The sequence below is a fragment of the Nostoc sp. DedQUE09 genome, assembly GCF_034530915.1.
In the GTDB taxonomy this organism is placed as follows: Bacteria; Cyanobacteriota; Cyanobacteriia; order Cyanobacteriales; family Nostocaceae; genus Nostoc.
Map to the genome: position 1 here is coordinate 208,996 of NZ_JAVRCE010000001.1, position 16,950 is coordinate 225,945.

Consider the following 16,950-nt stretch of genomic DNA (forward strand, 5'->3'; position numbering starts at 1 on the left):
GAAAAGGGTAAGGGGAAAAGGATTGGAAGGCTCGATATATAAGGTTTTTTCCCCTTTAACATGAATCCCTTTCCCCCAAAACCGGACAAGTATTGAGTAGGGGAGAACTAGCAGTAAGTCTTTCCCCTCTGCCCCTCTGCCCCTTTGCACCTTTGTACCTTTGGCTCTAGTCCCCAATCCAAAATGTAACGATTTATCTAGCAGTTTAAGACCAGATTTAGCATTTATGTAACATTAAATTAACGATAAAGATAAAGGAATTCATTCATGCCCTATACCAATGAAGAAGGCGGTCTTCTGAATAATTTTGCCCGGGAACCAAAGGTTTATCAAGCAGAACCTCCCACGGAAGGGCAAAAGCGAACTTATCTCTTACTAGGAATTGCCGCTACAGCTTTGGTTGCCGGCTTGATTCTAGTCGCCTTCTTTGTTTCTAAGAGCAGCTGATCGTAAAACATTTTAAGAAAACTTCATCTTTTTTATAGTTTTTCAGGTTCCGATTTTAAAAGGGGCCTGCTTTTTTATTTTTTGTTAAAATCGAACTAGGAATGAAAGTATATAATTATACTTTTGTGTTCATACTATAATTGAAGGCTCAATACATCCTGAGCAGCACAATATCTACTTATTAAAAATCATTTTTATTATGAATTTAGCCCACTTGAATGCACCCAGAAAGGTGATATGTACTATGTTTTGGCTTTTTAGCCGCTATGAGCGTGAATGATACTGCACCCAACAATAATTCTACTTGGAATCGGCAAGTATACCACCGTCTGAAACTTGCCTTAAGTCTTGGCTTACGACGACAAATTCTTTTAGCAGTTTGTGATGATTTATACTTAAGAAATCAGGTAGCAGCCCGTTTGCATTCTACATTGGCTTATCCTGTTGGACAGGTACTATATCAATCATCAAATGCTCAGGAAAATAGCACTCCAGCTTATCCGCGATTAGTCACGTTGCGTTTGAATTTAAATGATCCCAATCCCATAATCCAGATTAATCAATGGTTGACTAATTATCCACCGCCAATAGTTGGGGCATCAAAAGATACTCCTGGAAGGCCTTTTCCAGTACCAGCATTTCAGATTGTCGGCGTGGAGCATCTCACTAAGCAACCAGTTGCAACACAGCGTTTATTTTTGCACTATCTCCGTTTAAGCGAACAATATTTCTCTACACAAGAATCTAGCCGATTCCTAGAATCTAATTTGCTTTTGTGGATACCACGTCCTTGGTTATCGGCTATTAAGCAATCAGCACCACAGTTTTGGCGTTGTCGTACTGGTGTATTTGTGTTTGCTGGAGAACCCACACCAGCAACTCAGAATTTGGCCTATCCAGAACGTTTTTCACGTTCAGGAAGCTTGGATTTAGGGAATATTGAGCAGTCGATTCTAGATGAATCAGCTAACCAAGCAGAACTCAGAACCGCAGCCACTGAGTTCAAGTTTGAGAATAATTCTGATTTCCCAGTAGAGATACAAGGGAATCGCGTACACAAAACTGAGGAAGTTCCACCATCAACGGCGGATTTATTGAAGGCTACGCCACAACAACAGGAATCTACAAATCGGTCTGGTAGTGGGAGTAATAATCAATCGCTGTCATCTTTATCTTACATTAGCAGTGAGTTAACGGAGCTAGTAATAGCAACAATTAATACAAATACTGCTCAAAATACAGAGGATTCCTTACAACCACAGCAGATTTTATTGGAGATTGAAGAATTACACGAAAATCTTGTTTCAGAGGAGATACTGGCAGAGGCTTATCATCGCTTGGGTACTTTATACCGTCTTCGCATTGAGCAAGGAGAGGCAACTCTAGAAAACCTGATGGTGGCAATTATTGCCTATCAGGAGGCAATTAGCTATGACGAAAGCTCACCGCAACTTCCAGATATTTTGAATGATTTGGGTACGCTCTACTGGATGCTATACCGCACACCACCCAATTCTGAAGAGGGACAAACTTATATAGAGCAGGCAATAGAATTTTATCAGTTGGCGTTAAAGATAATTTCGCCCCAGACACATTTGGAAACTTACGCTCGTGTGCAAAATAATTTGGGGACAGCTTATGGTGATTTAGCTCGTTTCTCTCACCCATCGGAAAATTGGCAACAAGCAATTTTCGCTTACAGTGAAGCACTCAGCTACCGTACAGCGGATATGGATTCATTAAAGTATGCGGCTTGCCAAAATAATTTGGGTACTGCTTACTGGCATTTAGGGCAATACAATCAACCGATTGTGCATTTAAAGAAAGCGATCGCAGCTTACAATGAAGCGCTTGCACACTACAACCCTGAAGAGGAACCGCTGAAGTATGGCATGATTCAAAACAATATCGGTACTGCGTTTTGGAATCTGGCACAATACGAACAACCTGCTCAAAACCTCCAGCTAGCCATAGATGTTTATAGCGAAGCTCTTAAGTATCGCACTCCAGCTAATGTTCCCAGTGCCTGCGCCGCTACACAAAATAATCTGGGTACTGCTTACTGGCATTTAGCAAACCTATCTGAGACTACTCAAGAGGCACGGCAAAAATATCTGCAACTATGTATCAGCGCTTACGAAGAAGCTATAGCTTTGGCTCACTCACTTAGCGGTAATTCTTTAAGTTTTGATTTGCTTGCCTCTCACAATAACCTGGGACTAGCACATTATCAGCTAGTAATAGATAAGTCTTTTAATGGCGACAAAGCAACACGCTCTCAACACTTAGAAGTAGCATTAGATAACCATTTGCAAGCCTTAAACGGATTAAGTAAACAACCAGAGTCTTATCAAACAACCTTTGCTTATGTGGTGAAAACTATTCGTGCTTTTCATAATGAGTTAGGGATACAGGGACAAAATCTGGCTTTGTCTAAAGTTCCTAGCCAGTTGTTACCAGAGATTTTGTCAAAATTATGAATCCCATTGCTTTCCATAGTGCGGAGAATGTCAAAAAACTGTAACTTCATATCAGCTTGACAATTTATTGGGAAGTCTAGTAAGGTAGCAATGTTTACGATGGGTTACGCCTACGTAATTACTAGACTTCTTGCATAAATCAAAAAAGAACCCTACTCCGCCTTTGACTTACGTCAAAGTCTCCACTCTTGCTGAGAGGTAGCGTGTTAGGGAAATTTTGCAATTGGTTTACTCTTTTACTAATTACAAACTAGTGAAATATATTTTAACAACCCATAATCTTAACTTAATGAATATAAATTATTTATTAAATTATTTTGAAACACACATAAAGACTTTATAAAAAATACAAGAAGACATTGGCGTATTTTCCGTAAATTTACTAAGGTAGACTGAATATCTACTTGAAAGAAGCTCCAGAATGAACGTTAAAACCTAGAATTATGAAACTAAGTTTTGTTTTGGCTACTGCTATATCTAGTTTTTTTGTGAGTTCGACCACAGGATTTGGTTTCTCTGGTCAAGCACAAGCTCTAACTTTTACTGGCATCTCTAATGCGACATGGGGAAATCCTACTCCAGGACTCAGCGATACTAATCCCATATATACAGGTGTGGGAAGTAACACATTTACTTGGGGTCAAGCTAATTTGTCGGCAGGACTTCCAAATAAACTAACCTCTAATGGAACTTCATTTTCTGCGGATATTAACTCTGTATTCAAAATAGCTGATTTAACTTACTTTAATGGAAAGATAGTCCCCGATACAGGCATTGAATTTGTACCTTTAAATCTCAATGTATCCTTCAGCCCTCCTGTGGGAATCAGCCAAGTTTTTGACTTAAACTTGCGTTTAGTAAATACACCTAACGACTTAAAAGATCCTGAAAAGAGTGCAGACTTAGTATTTTTAGACACAAATTCGAGTAATCGCAGTTTCACCTTTGGAAGTAATAAATATATCCTTGAGTTAACCGGCTTTAATCTAGACGGTCGCCAGATAAGTATTAAGGCTTTTGAAGAAGCTACAACTACAACAGCTATTTATGCCAAAATCAAAAATATACCCGAACCTGCGCCAGTAGTGGGTCTATCTTTGCTGGGGATATACCTAATATCTCGTAAAAATTTTTGGAAAAAAAAATACTAAAAGCCTATAAATTATGACTTCTTCAAAACCCTTGTAGAGATATAGCACTGCTATGTCTATACATTATTTTTCACCAGATGTCTAATTTATATAAATAGGCAATGAGGAATAGAGAACAGAAAAAAGGGATAGATAGGTACTAAGTCTTGTTCAAAAATTAAATAGGAGTCCTAATAGAGGAATCCGATTTGATTTTTGAACTTATACCAATTCAAAAAAATCAAAAATTTGGGCGATAAAAATGTAGAGACGCGATTTGTCGCGTCTCTACAAAGGTTTACCGTTTTTTGAAAGACGCGATTCATCGCGTCTTTATGCAGGGTTAGGTTGGGTTCGGCTTTGAAGTAGCTGAATAATTGCAGCTTTTTCTAAGATTCCAACTAGGACGCCATTCTCGCGAATCACGGGAAGCACAGATAGTTTTTGTTGTTCGAGTAACTGCATCACTTCCAGCAGAGGTTGATCTGATTTGACTGTGGTAGATTCAGTAATTGGTCGCATGACTTGTTTAACTTGAGTTTCTGCCCATAGTGCTGTGGGGATGGCTCTTAAATTATCAACTGCGATCGCACCTACTAATTGTCCATCATCATCAGTCACTAAGAACCGATGCCAGTTTTGCCCACTTATGACTCGCTCATCGGCAAACTCTCTCAGAGTAAGATTAGCAGATACAATCGGGCTGTCATGAGTTACAGCATCCTCGGCTGTCAAACCTGTGAGTTTTTCTTGGACTCTGGCAAATTGAGCTGAATTACCAGCATTTTGCAACAAGAAGAAGCCAATTAACAAGTTCCAGAAGTTACCGGCGCTGCCAAATAATAGTAGAGGAACTACACCGGAAAGAATTGCTACCCAACCAAATATTTGTCCAACTCGACTAGCAAAGGTTACACCTTTATAAGGATTACCTGTAATTTTCCAAACAATTGCTTTCAGTATATTACCACCATCCAAGGGCAAGCCAGGAATCAGGTTAAATAGCGCTAATGCCAAGTTAACAGAAGCTAGAACACCAAGAATTGCAGCTAACGGCCCTGATGCAGCAGAAGTAACACCAATCGCTGTAACGATACCGCACAATAGTAAGCTTACCATTGGCCCGGCGATCGCTACCCAGAAAGCTTCACCTGGGGTTTTCGATTCTTTTTCTAAGCTAGCCAAACCGCCAAATATAAACAGCGTGATGGATTTGACATCAATTCCCTGACGAATCGCAACAAAACTGTGGCCTAATTCATGGGCGACAACAGAGGCAAATAACATCAGCGCTGTCATCAATCCTAATAGCAAAGCTAATCCCGCAGACAATTGGGGAAATTGCGCCGCCAGTCCACTGCTATAGCTCCAAGTTACTAAACCCAGAACTAAAAACCATGACGGATGGATATAGAAGGGAATTCCGAAGAGATTACCAACGCGAATTGTGCCATTCATGTCGTTCACCTTTGATTTCAGCTTCGAGAGGTTTGCTTTCGTCCTTCTCGATGTCTTTATTGTAACGAAAGGTTAAGAGATTTTAATCTTGATGGCGGTAGTGGTGTCCGTCGGCAAAGGTGCGGTTATTGGGAATATTGAGAGCATCCAAATTCAGGAAGCAGGAGAAACGTTGGATCGCGTCGATAGCACATTTCGATACATTTTTTTGTACGAATGCTGCTTTATACCTAGAACTTCTGTCTGAAATGGGGCGCTCAACAACCCTCCTAGTAATAAAAAGGACAGTCCACTGTACTCTCGCACGAGCCAAACATGAATAGACCTCTTGCATAAATCAAAAATAAGAAAGAACCCCACCCCGCCAAAGCTACGCTTTGTCTCCCCTCCCCGCTTGCGGGGAGGGGTTGGGGGTGGGGTGTTAGGGACTTTTGCAAGAGGTCTAATGAATAGTCCACCAGGCAGGATCGTTGAACTAGGCAACCCCAATCGTTAATAACTGAGCAATCAAGCAGAGGTTAAAGACAGTTTAAGTCGTATAAAAACGGATTTATATCCAACGTGTGAGAACACGTTCAATTTCCAAATTTGTGGTCATGTCAGACTGCCTATTTTACGTTTAAACCCAATGTCCCCGTAGCATATAACATCGCTTTGTTGACTAACTCAGCCCCCGCTTTTTCGGGTGAACCGACATCGAATGGAGGAGCTGGATCGTACTCCATTAATAGTTGAGCGATCTTAGCGGCTTCTTCACCACAAAGGACTTCAGCGATCGTTAGACCAAAATCAATGCCTGCCGTAACCCCCCCACCAGTTATGCGATTTCGGTCAATCACAACTCGCTCCGTTCCGACCTCAACGCCCAACGTTGCGAGTTGTTCACGCATCATCCAGTGAGTCGCCGCTCGATAGCCTTGTAGTAGTCCTGCCTTCGCTAAAAACTCAGACCCGCCGCACACAGAGGTGATGAACTTTGCCGTGCTCCCCTGTTTGTGGAAAAACTCAAGCACTTCTGGCTCGTTTACTACTGCACTCTGTCCTAAACCGCCGCCGACGCAGATTGCGTCTAAAGGTGGGCAATTTTCAAAGGTGGTATCGGGCAAAATCATCATTCCGTCATCGGTTTTGATCGGGTCTAAAGCTTTCCAGATGCGGTGGATCTGGACACTAGGAAGCGAATTAAAAACTGTCTGAGGCCCCACAATATCAAGTGCTGTCATGCCAGGATAAAGTACCAAACCAATAATATGTTTTTGTGAGTAAGTCATGAATCAATCTCCTGATGAAAGTTGCTATGAAATCTATCCTTAAAGAATTGAAAGTTAAGGATTTAGTCTTGGTTGTGGTTGGGAAATACAATGCGAGATGTCCGATGAACTAGGGTTGTAGAAATAGAGAATAAGGAAAAGCCGATAAGTGGATGGAAGACTGCTAAAGGAAAAGAAGTCTTCAAGTGAATTGTGAGAAATTGCAGTCCTAGCAGTACTGGAATACCTGCTGTAAGGCGCTGGACTCTTGAAGGAAACGGCATTATAAACACCCATATCAACAAAATTAGTGAGAGTCCGCTATATCCTCGCACGAGCCAGATATGTAGCTTCCACCAATTAGAGTTGTAAAAGTAAGCCAGTCCAACACTGAATACTTGGATTGCTAAACAGAGATTAAAAAACACTACTGCGATAAAAAAACTAATTTGAATCCAGCGCCCGGATATCTGTGTATCATCAATGCCAGGATTTAGAGTCATGGTTAAGTAATCCAAAAAAAGCAAATAAATTAGTCATTGGTCATTAGTCATTGATAAAGAGTTTTTTGGTACATACCTCGCAAGAGAGTGCCCAAAAAAACTAATGACAAGTGACAAATGACAGATGACAAATGACTAAAGCTAAGATAAGTCTGGTTGCTATACTGCGCCTAGACCTCGAAAGGGTACAATTTGCCAATCATGATTGCCTTACAAACTCTGTTTCATGCAATTGCTCAAGCTAAAGATGAAGAGACGTTGCGATCGCACATATCCGCAGAAATGAGTGAGTATTTTTCAGCTACACGATGTGGGCTGTTTTTCTTTGCCCAAATTTCTCTAGTTGACAAAGCACTGCAAATTGCATTATCACCTCAACATAATCCAGTTGCACGCTACTTACTAGAACGCCATGCCCCTGTTCATGAAGCTTTGGTAGTAGAACCTAAAACATGGAAATTGATTTGTCCTCGTGCCGATCACTGGCACGTGATGGCAGGGCCAATTGTCAGCAATGGTGAGTTAGTGGGTGTAATAGGTTTGACACGTCAGCAAGGAATGCCTGCATTTAATTCACAAAATCTTACAGATTTGAGTGCGCTTTGTCTGCATATTTCTACTTGGGTGGCAATGGCGCAATTGCAACAACCATTATTACAGACAGACCGTTTAACACCTCGTGAAATGCAAATTGCTTCCTTGGTGGCTCAAGGACAAACCAATGCAGAAATTAGTGCTGAACTTTGGATTACTGAAAACTCTGTCAAGCAAGCTTTAAAAAGGATGTTTCGCAAACTTGAGGTTTCATCTCGTGCTCACATGGTTGCAAAGCTTTCCACAGTTTCAAAATAAATAACTTTTTATTGGCTTTATTAATCCTGGATTTCTCTGCTTATGTCATCGAAGAAAGGCAGGGGGCAGTGTTTCGACTCCCTTCGACTACGCTACCTCGGCTCCGCTCGGCACAAGTCAGGGCAAGTCGCTCAACAACCAGGCAGGAGGTTTTAGAAAAGAATTTTCTCTGGAGGCAAAATGGTCTGAGAGCAACTAAATTTATTTATGAAAAACAAAAAAATATGTATTTTATTAAGTAGGCGCAAGAAATACAGTGTCCTTGTTAATGTCCGTTCGGCTGAGGCTCACGGTGGAAGCCTAAATTTTTTTATGGGGATTCCTTCAGCATAGCTGCCTCCTTAACTTGCCCCCTGATAACCATTTCTAGCAAAATTCAAGTGAAACGTTATCAGGGGTGTATTTTCTGGCTTAGGCATTCACTTATGCTGGAATTTTCTCCATCTGCTGAGAAGTTTTCTGCAACATCGGGGTAATTATATCAGCGGGCACAGGACAACTGAAGTAGTAACCCTGACCTTCATCACATCCCTGCATTTTCAGGTAGTCAAGCTGTTCTTGGGTTTCCACACCCTCTGCCGTGATGTTTAACCGCAGGCTTTTTGCCAGGGCAATAATCGCATTCGTGACGGCAGCACTGTCAGGATTAGATGTAACATCCTGTACAAACGAGCGATCAATCTTGAGCATATTCACAGGAAAGCGCTTCAAGTAGTTAAGGGAGGAATAACCAGTACCGAAGTCATCTAGAGCTAACCATATACCCAGTTCTCGTAATTGTTTTAAGGTTTTAACCGATCGCTCCATATCAGCCATCAAGAAGCTTTCTGTCACTTCTAATTCCAAATAAGATACTTGGAGTCCAGTCTCCTCAAGAATTTGACTGACGATCTCAACCAGATTCGGTAGTTCAAACTGTCGAGCTGACAGATTTACAGATATCCGAATTGGGTTAAATCCAGCAAGCTGCCAAGCACGGTTTTGGGCACAAGCAGTTCGCAAGACCCATTCACCAATTGGTAGGATCAAACCATTGGCTTCTGCAATGGGAATAAACTTTGCTGGAGAAACCAAACCTAATGTAGGATGCTGCCAGCGAACCAACGCTTCCATAGCTGTAATTTGTCCACTGTGCAAATCAATCAGAGGTTGATAATAAACCAGCATTTCATTGCGTACAAGCGCCCCATATAATTCATTTTCTAAAGTTATTCGCTCCTGCAACTCAGCATTAATTTCTGGTGAATAAAATTGGTATTTGCTACGCCCTTGCTGCTTCGCCTGGTACAGCGCTATATGAGCCTGTTGCAAAAGTTGATCTATGCTATTACACTCATTTATTCCATTAATTGTGATACCGATGCTGGCAGTGATATGAATCAACTTACCCTCTATAGAAAAGGGTTTGCTCAGAGTACTTAACAGCATCTGAGATAGCTTAATCACACTTTCAAAAGAAATAATGTCTATGCGGGCAATGGCAAATTCATCTCCACTCAAATAGGCAAGAATATCTGTTTGTGTCATACAGAGTGATAACCTCTGAGCAACTGCTCTTAACAACAAATTTGTTGTTTCATGCTCCAAACCATGACTCATAGCAGTGAAATCATCAATACCCAGCAAAAAGACTGCTACAAAGCGCTGGTTATTTTCAGGTTGAGATAGAGTTTTATGGAGGCGATCGCGAAATAAATCACGATTGGGCAATCCAGTTAGATCGTCATAATTACTGATGTAATGAATTAATTCATCTAATTTGTAAAGAGTTTGTGAAGTATCCGCCATTAATGTGCCGGCTTCATCAGCAAAATTTGTGGGCAATTCAGGTAAAGTTTTGGTGTTTAGATAATTTTGCAATGTTGCAGATGTCAAAATAACCGGTTTGAGGAGATGGTGTAGTGCATAGAGGGTGGCGGCTGTACCCGCTAAGGTAGCCAACAGAGCAATAAGCATAACTCGAATCGCCATCTCCAAGGAATAGGAGTTTGAGATAACGAAACTCAAGAGTAAGGTTAAAAGTGGTATGTGAGTACCCAAAAATGCCACCAACATAATTTTAGCGGTGTAACTTTTTTTGAGTAATGGAAAACTAGCTAGGAACGAGTACAGATTGAGCTTGTGATTGAGCTTCATAAATTCCGTTTGATAGTTGGTAAATTAGTTCCGCGCTATTCTGGCAAAAGGGTATTTTTGATTTACAATTCAGTGCAATTAGCTCTTATGGAACCCAACCCTGATAAGGTTATATATTATGCTTCCCAATCTAGGTTTCTATTTATATGTTTAACTATAAAGTTTATGTAAAACTTATTTATAAATAATTTCATAATAAATACCTACATTATTTTTATTTTTATTAGTTTTTCTTCATGTGATGTAAAATCAAAAAATATGTAAATTCAATTTTATTAGTGAAAAATCATTTTTCCTAACTAATGGCAGAGACACAGCAAATGCCAACAGACTAAAAAGATATTTTCACAAATGATTTAGGATTGCTATATTTTGTAAGGACATAGCAAAGCTGTGCCCCTACTGTATAGTTATTCATCTAAAAATGACTGTAAAGACGCAACAGATTATTTATTGCTAGAGCCTGAAAAAAGTAGATTTGTAACTTGCTCTAACACCTTTAATGCTGTTAATGAACCTCGAATCAACCGAGTAGCGGCAAAGGGTTGTCGAAGCATTGCGATCGCTAACGGAAAAGGGTTTAGAGAGCCATCAGAGTTAATTGCTGGTGTGAGATCAGGGATATTATGCTGGCAATCGTCGCTGACTACTCGCAGCATTGCCACAGACACCCCAGCGGCATTGAAAAATTCTAAAGCGGTAAATCCTTCCATATCAACAACATCAGCCGCCAAAGTCTCACCTAAACGACGTTTTTCGGATGCAGACCAAATTACGCGATCGCTTGTCAGTGACTTGACCAAAGATACTTTTTCTGATATAGAAGAGTGCAATTGTGCTGTAAAAGTGCGATCGCATTCTTGCTGCTTCCCTTGATAAACACAATCTTGATACAGCACAAGATCGCCAACTGTGTAGCGATCGCTCAAGCTGCCACATATACCCATAATCAGCACTCTGGATTTTGGAGTCAGAAATTGTCCTTGTTGCAGGTATTTGAGTAAAGGCTTCATTCCAACAGGTATGGCTACAACTTTTGGGATGGAGGCAGTAATGCCGCTTAATCCGCGACACACAGCTTTATATTCTGCTCCTTGAGGCACCAAAATTGTGTTAACGGGCAAAAAATTAGGCACTAGTCTCGATAGTTTCAAGTTTTAACGGTCAATTAATGTTTGGAGTAAATGGGCGTGGCGCGATTCTTCTTTACCTTAAAGAGCGATATCTACGACCCAATACTTCTCGGTTAAGGGGAAAAGGGGAAAGGGAAAAGGGGAAAGGGGAAAGGGAAAGAAAAAACCTTTAACCCTTACCTTTTACCCTTTACCCCAAACCCGATTCCAAGTTAAAAATGCACAAAGCGAGAAGTATTGATCTACGACCGACTAAGCCTACGCAGTTTGTAAAATACGATTGCTCACCGTCGCTGCATAACCATTAACTACTGCTTGCAGTAAAGATTGGGTCATATCTGAGTGACAATAAGTAATATTGCCGTTTAGTAGTAACCAAAATTCGCAAACCGAAGATGATTGCTGTAGCATGACTAAATAATTGTGTCATCCACACGATAATTTTCCAAGATGGTAAAGCTTCATAACTCCAAATCCGCACGAGAACTCTTCAATATTTCCAAATTGGCGATTCAATTTTCGTGGCTGACGGTGAGTTTTTGGATTGCCGTAACGGTAGCTGGTGTTCTGGCTTTCAGTTCCCTTAAGTATGCCTTGTTTCCAGATATTACCTTTCCAGTGGTGGTTGTAAATGCTACAGCCCCCCTAACAGCTGCCCTGGATACAGAAGCAAAGCTCACTAAACCCCTAGAAGAACGCCTCCGCTCTCTAGAAGGACTGGAAAATATTCGCTCATCAACCTATCCTAGTCAAACAGCTGTTGCCCTTTCTTTTGCCGTTGGGACGAATTTAGAAACATCGACCAAAAAGGTTGAAACTGCCCTAAAGCAACTAACTTTGCCTCAAGGAGCGACTTCTAAAATTATTCCTCTGAATCTAAACGAGTCAGCCGCCATTAGTTATGCCATAGAGAGTCCTACACGGAATCTCAAAGATTTGACGAAGTTAGCGCAAGATGAGATTGTCAGTGCGATCGCTAAATTACCAGGAGTATTAAAAGTCTCACTACTAGGCGCTGCGACTGCAATTCCTCCGGTAAATCCAGCAAATGCAAGTGCAACGGTCCCCCAAGGTGGGGCGACATTAGTCCGGTTTAACGGTCAAGATGCACTCGCATTTCAGGTAATCAAACGCGGTAGTGCTAATACCTTGGAAGTAGTGAGTCAGGTTGAGAAAGAAGTTCAAAGGCTACGCTCTACCCTTAAAGATGTCAAACTCACCTTAGCTGCCACCCAAGCAGAATATATCCGCCAAGCCACCCAGTCAACAATTGATGCTTTGCTGGAAGCGGTCTTATTGTCTATCGTAGTAATTTTTCCTTTTTTGTGGAATTGGCGGGCAACTCTGATCTCTGCCTTAGCGATTCCCACGTCTTTGCTGGCGACGTTTATCGTCATGGCGATTTTCGGCTTCAACCTGGAAACAATCACCCTGCTGGCTTTAGCTTTGGTGATTGGTAGCATTGTTGATGATGCGATCGTCGATGTGGAAAACATTATGCGACACGTTGACGATGGGGAAACTCCTCGCCAAGCAGCGCTTTTAGCTACAAATGAGATTGGGTTGACAGTCACCGCCGCCACTTTAACAGCAGTAGCAGTTTTTCTACCCATAGGTTTAATGGGTGGGGTAATTGGTCAGTTCTTCAAACCTTTTGGCATCACTGTATCCGCGGCAATGCTTGCTTCTATGCTAGTTGCTCGGACTTTATCTCCAGTTCTGGCTATCTACTGGCTGAAACCTAAATCCTCACTCTCCCCGCGTCGAGAAGCAAAAATCTGGGTAGCTTTTACTCAATTTTACGGAAATTTACTGAGTTGGTCTTTAAATCACCGGAAAATAGTTATCGGGTTAGCTGTCTTCAGTTTCATCGCAGGTATAGCACTGATTCCATTAATTCCCAAAGGGTTTATTCCTAAACTTGATCGCGGCGAATTTAATATTGCTTATACGGCTCCTTTGCCGAGTATTCCTAGTGGAGCAGAGGGGCAGGGGGGCGGAGGGGCAGCACTTCGGCTACGCTCAGTGACCGAGGGGCAGGGGGGCAGCACTTCGGCTACGCTCAGTGACCGGGGGGCAGGGGAGCAGGGGAGAAATCCTAGTCTCCAGTCCCCAATTCCTAACCCCTTGAACGATTCTCTTGAGGTTGCAAAGAAATTAGAAAATGTAGTCAGAAAATCACCGGCAGTTGAAACGGTATTTACCACCGTTGGTTCTCGCGAGGGTGAGCCGAATAAAGGGATACTATATGTAAAGTTAAAGGGCGATCGCACAATTACAACTGCCGAACTACAGGATCAGTTGCGCTCCTCCTTACCTGTTCTTTCTGGGGTAACTACTAGTATTGAAGATATTCAATTTGTCGATTCTGGCGGTCAAAAACCCCTCCAGATAGCATTACAAGGTGATAATCTCCAAGCTTTGAGCAAAGCAGTCAAAGCCATTAAAGAAAGGATTCAAAGGCTACCAGGATTCGCTGATGTTACAGTTACAGGTGAAACGAATCCACAGGGCACGGTTTTTCAGATCGAGCGGCTGAATAATCAGCGGGTGGCCTACATCAGTGCTAATCTTGGCAAAAATCTGTCTTTGGGTGATGCCACTGACAAAGTGGTAGCTGAAGCAAACGCGGTGTTACCCTCTAATGTTTCTTTAAATTTAGGGGGAGACTCTGCCCGTCAAGGTGAAGTCTTTAGCAGTTTCGGTACTACTCTGGCTTTATCTGCCCTGTGCATTGTCATAGTCCTAATTTTACTATTCAAAAGCTGGGTAGACCCTCTGGTGATTGGTGTATCTTTACCTTTAGCACTAGTAGGGGCAATGTTGGCGCTACTGATTACTAAGAGTGACTTTGGTATGATCTCATTGATCGGTTTCGTCTTTTTGCTAGGGCTGGCAAATAAAAATGCGATTTTGCTTGTAGATTATATCAATCAGTTACGCAATGCTGGTTTAGACCGTACCGAGGCGATCCTCAATACTGGGCTAGTGCGCCTCAGACCAATTATGATGACCACGGCCTCCACTATTTTAGGGATGTTACCGATCGCATTAGGTTTTGGTGCTGGTTCCGAATTGCGATCGCCGATGGCTGTAGCGATCGCAGGTGGACTAGTAACTTCAACTATTCTCAGTTTGATTGTTGTGCCAGTCGTCTACACCATCTTGGATGATTGGTTTCCTCGATTTAAGAAGAGGGGGGCAGCTTAATGCAGGTTTTTGTCACGGGGGGTACGGGCTTTATTGGTGCCCACTTGGTACGGTTGTTGCTGCAAGAGGGTTACACAGTCAAAGCTCTGGCACGCTCAACCAGCAATTTGGATAATCTACGCGCTCTGGATGTGAAAATTGTCAAAGGCGATTTGAACGATCCAAATCTTTGGCAACAGATGCTTGGTTGTCAATACCTATTTCATGTGGCAGCCCATTATTCCCTCTGGCAAACAGACCGTGAATTACTCCACCGTCACAATGTCTTGGGTACGCGTAATGTGTTGGCAGCAGCTCGCAAAGCTAACATTGAGCGCACCGTCTACACAAGTTCGGTGGCAGCTATTGGGGTAGGATCGTCAGGGGAAGTTGTTGATGAAACACATCAGAGTCCTTTAGAAAAGTTGGTGGGTGACTACAAAAAGTCTAAGTTTCTGGCTGAACAAGAAGCCATCCAAGCCGTTGCTACAGGTCAGGAAGTAGTTATTGTGAATCCCAGCAGTCCTATTGGCTCGTTGGATATCAAACCTACACCGACGGGTGATATAATACTGCGGTTTTTACGACGGCAAATGCCTTTTTACTTGGATACTGGTCTAAATTTTATCGACGTGCGGGATGTGGCATGGGGGCATTTACTGGCTTTGCAGCGAGGTAAATCTGGCGATCGCTATATCTTAGGTCATCAAAACCTCAGTCTCAAGCAACTACTCGAACAACTCGCCGATATCACAGGTCTTAGCGCACCTCAACAAACTGTACCCGCTTGGTTGCCCCTGAGTGTTGCCTGGGTTGATGAAAAGATTCTCGCACCATTAGGGAAATCGCCCTCAGTACCATTGGATGGCGTTCGGATGGCGAAACAACCTATGTATTACAATGCTTCAAAGGCTGTACGAGAATTGGATCTACCCCAATCTTCGCTGAACGCCGCACTCAAAGATGCTGTGGATTGGTTTGTTGCTCAGGGATATGTCAAATGAAAAATATAGCGATTTACGTGTGGATGCAATAGACAGTAGGGGCGCAAGGCCTTGCGCCCCTACGTATGTTTTCCAGTGGTGTATTTATCTTTAAAAGGGAGCGATCGCAACAATGGCAGTTAATCTACAACAAGCTATGGATATTGGGAAGTATCTTGTTACACAGCGGTTGAAAGGACGTAAACGCTTCCCCTTAGTATTGATGTTGGAACCTCTTTTTCGGTGTAATCTCGCTTGTACTGGTTGTGGTAAAATACAACACCCAAAGGAGATATTAAAGCAAAATCTCACCCCAGAACAGTGTTTTGCCGCAGTGGAAGAGTGCGGCGCACCGGTTGTCTCCATTCCTGGCGGAGAACCTCTGCTGCACCCCCAAATTGATGAGATTGTCCAGGGATTAATTGAGCGCAAGAAATATATTTACTTGTGTACCAATGGTTTGTTGTTAGAGAAGAGTCTGGATAAGTTTCAACCTTCTCCTTATCTAACTTTCAGCGTGCATTTAGATGGAATGCGGGAGTTGCACGATCACTGTGTTGATCGCAAAGGTGTTTTTGATATTGCTGTCAAAGCCATTCGCGCCGCTAAAGCTAAAGGCTTTCGTGTTACTACTAACACCACTATCTTTGAAGGTACTGAACCTAAAGATATGCAAGAGTTCTTTAACTTTCTGGAAACATTAAATACTGACGGGATGATGATTTCTCCTGGCTACAGTTACGAGTGGGCACCAGATCAAGATCATTTTCTCCATCGCGAACAAACCCGCGCCCTTTTCCGAGAAATTCTGGCTCCTTACAAAAGTGGTGAAAAAAACTGGAATTTCAATCACAATCCCTTGTTCCTAGATTTTCTCACTGGTGATAAAGACTACGAATGTACGCCTTGGGGTAGCCCTAGCTATAGCGTTCTCGGTTGGCAAAAACCTTGCTATCTGCTAAACGAAGGTTATTACTCTACCTTTAAGGAATTACTCGCACAAACTGACTGGAGTCAATACGGCCAGAAGAGTGGTAATCCTAAGTGTGCCGATTGTATGGTTCATTGTGGCTACGAACCCACCGCCGCAATGGATGCAATGCAGCCGCAAAATATGGCGCGTGCCCTTGGCAGTGTGTTTGGTAGGAATTAGGAAGTAATGAAGAGTGCTGAGTCCTGAGTGCTGAGTCCTGAGTGCTGAGTGCTGAGTGCTGTTAGCGGAAGCGGGGCGTTTAGCCCGTGCTGAGTGCTGGGTTGAAAGACCGCTTACCCTTCGGCAAGCTCAGGGCATCGCGAGGGGTGAGGCTTTTACTCAGTACTTGTGTAATGAGTAATTCTTAATTTACGCAGTAATCAGCAATCAGAATTCAGGGTTGAGTAGGGTCAATA

Annotated in this window: 13 protein-coding genes; 7 read left to right on the top strand and 6 right to left on the bottom strand. The window is 42.3% G+C overall.

The features are described from left to right. The first annotated feature begins 267 nt into the window (after positions 1-267). The 3 genes from psb34 to RMY27_RS00880 all read left to right on the top strand — a co-directional run bounded on the left by psb34 (position 268) and on the right by RMY27_RS00880 (position 4,078). Positions 268-447: a photosystem II assembly protein Psb34 gene (gene psb34, locus RMY27_RS00870; RefSeq protein ID WP_322659602.1), complete on the top strand. Its 180-nt coding sequence runs from the start codon at positions 268-270 to the stop codon at positions 445-447. A gap of 266 nt (positions 448-713) precedes the next feature. After that, complete coding sequence (locus RMY27_RS00875) at positions 714-2,927, top strand: tetratricopeptide repeat protein (protein WP_322659603.1); 2,214 nt, start codon at positions 714-716, stop codon at positions 2,925-2,927. A gap of 443 nt (positions 2,928-3,370) precedes the next feature. Then, positions 3,371-4,078 (top strand): choice-of-anchor K domain-containing protein, encoded by a 708-nt coding sequence (locus RMY27_RS00880; RefSeq protein WP_322659606.1) that lies wholly within the window; start codon positions 3,371-3,373, stop codon positions 4,076-4,078. A gap of 312 nt (positions 4,079-4,390) precedes the next feature. Here RMY27_RS00880 and RMY27_RS00885 read toward each other — a convergent pair whose 3' ends face one another. The 3 genes from RMY27_RS00885 to RMY27_RS00895 form a co-directional block, all read right to left on the bottom strand. Next, positions 4,391-5,515 (bottom strand): site-2 protease family protein, encoded by a 1,125-nt coding sequence (locus RMY27_RS00885; protein ID WP_322659793.1) that lies wholly within the window; start codon positions 5,513-5,515, stop codon positions 4,391-4,393. A gap of 608 nt (positions 5,516-6,123) precedes the next feature. Beyond that, positions 6,124-6,786 carry a DJ-1/PfpI family protein gene (locus RMY27_RS00890; protein ID WP_322659608.1) on the bottom strand — a complete coding sequence of 221 codons (663 nt, stop codon included), beginning with the start codon at positions 6,784-6,786 and terminating at the stop codon, positions 6,124-6,126. A gap of 62 nt (positions 6,787-6,848) precedes the next feature. Further along, entirely contained in the window at positions 6,849-7,268 is a 420-nt protein-coding gene (locus RMY27_RS00895) for a DUF6220 domain-containing protein (RefSeq protein ID WP_322659610.1), read from the bottom strand. Positions 7,269-7,469: 201 nt separating this feature from the next. Between RMY27_RS00895 and RMY27_RS00900 the strand changes: the two genes are divergently transcribed. Then, a complete protein-coding gene (locus RMY27_RS00900; RefSeq protein ID WP_322659795.1) occupies positions 7,470-8,120 on the top strand; it encodes a LuxR C-terminal-related transcriptional regulator in 651 nt (216 codons plus the stop codon). Between the two features lie 423 nt (positions 8,121-8,543). On the opposite strand, the gene RMY27_RS00905 is transcribed toward RMY27_RS00900, so the two are convergent. The 3 genes from RMY27_RS00905 to RMY27_RS00915 all read right to left on the bottom strand — a co-directional run bounded on the left by RMY27_RS00905 (position 8,544) and on the right by RMY27_RS00915 (position 11,800). Beyond that, positions 8,544-10,256 carry a bifunctional diguanylate cyclase/phosphodiesterase gene (locus RMY27_RS00905; protein ID WP_322659612.1) on the bottom strand — a complete coding sequence of 571 codons (1,713 nt, stop codon included), beginning with the start codon at positions 10,254-10,256 and terminating at the stop codon, positions 8,544-8,546. A gap of 446 nt (positions 10,257-10,702) precedes the next feature. Continuing rightward, positions 10,703-11,392, bottom strand: a complete 690-nt coding sequence (locus RMY27_RS00910) for a phosphorylase (protein ID WP_322659613.1) — start codon at positions 11,390-11,392, stop codon at positions 10,703-10,705. Between the two features lie 255 nt (positions 11,393-11,647). Next, positions 11,648-11,800, bottom strand: a complete 153-nt coding sequence (locus RMY27_RS00915; protein WP_322659615.1) for a hypothetical protein — start codon at positions 11,798-11,800, stop codon at positions 11,648-11,650. Between the two features lie 39 nt (positions 11,801-11,839). Here RMY27_RS00915 and RMY27_RS00920 point away from each other — a divergent pair, with 39 nt between their 5' ends. The 3 genes from RMY27_RS00920 to hpnH all read left to right on the top strand — a co-directional run bounded on the left by RMY27_RS00920 (position 11,840) and on the right by hpnH (position 16,714). Then, the gene (locus RMY27_RS00920; RefSeq protein WP_322659617.1) at positions 11,840-14,599 is read left to right on the top strand and encodes an efflux RND transporter permease subunit; all 2,760 of its coding nucleotides are present in this window, start codon (positions 11,840-11,842) and stop codon (positions 14,597-14,599) included. Continuing rightward, positions 14,599-15,582, top strand: coding sequence for a hopanoid-associated sugar epimerase (hpnA, locus tag RMY27_RS00925; RefSeq protein WP_322659619.1), 984 nt, complete (start codon positions 14,599-14,601; stop codon positions 15,580-15,582). The genes RMY27_RS00920 and hpnA overlap by 1 nt, the downstream gene beginning before the upstream one ends. Before the next feature lie 112 nt (positions 15,583-15,694). Beyond that, positions 15,695-16,714: an adenosyl-hopene transferase HpnH gene (gene hpnH / locus RMY27_RS00930; protein ID WP_322659621.1), complete on the top strand. Its 1,020-nt coding sequence runs from the start codon at positions 15,695-15,697 to the stop codon at positions 16,712-16,714. The last annotated feature ends 236 nt before the right edge of the window (positions 16,715-16,950 follow it).